1 protein-coding gene is annotated in these 383 nt (G+C 66.3%); it reads right to left on the bottom strand.

Annotation, left to right across the window (positions count from 1 at the left end; genetic code table 11):
• Positions 1-159: 159 nt before the first annotated feature.
• A partial coding sequence (locus tag CVH10_RS18140; protein ID WP_219924784.1) for a hypothetical protein occupies positions 160-383 on the bottom strand: 224 nt, incomplete at its 5' end.

Raw genomic sequence — 383 nt, 5'->3', positions numbered from 1 at the left:
TCGCGCTCACCGGGGAGGCGCGCCAATCCTGGCCTCCGGCGGGCGTCGGTTTGGCGGAAGCGTCGGACCGGCATCCCTTGCAATCCGTCCGAAGGCGGAACGGCTACCCCAAACGGAGTGCCCTGGGCGATGGACATCCCTCCCGACGAATTGACTTCGCTATTCCGCGTTCCGGAAGGTTCTGTCGTCGGCATCGAGCTTTCGATTGATTTCGATGGGAGGCCTGCGGGCCTCGACGAACTGCCGGGATGCTTCGTCCGCCTTCACCAAGCTCGGGCGCACATCGCGGCCGTCGGTGATTTCGGTCGGTGGATCGAGGGCTTCGATGCCCTGTCGGGCCATGCGCGCCACTCGGCCGGGGAGCTGGCGCTTGCGTAGGAGGA

Origin of the sequence: Halomonas sp. ND22Bw (assembly GCF_003011945.1) — a bacterium.
Lineage (GTDB): Bacteria > Pseudomonadota > Gammaproteobacteria > Pseudomonadales > Halomonadaceae > Halomonas > Halomonas halophila.
The sequence above is the reverse complement of the archived record's forward strand: the minus strand, read 5'-3'. Positions and strand labels throughout refer to the sequence as shown.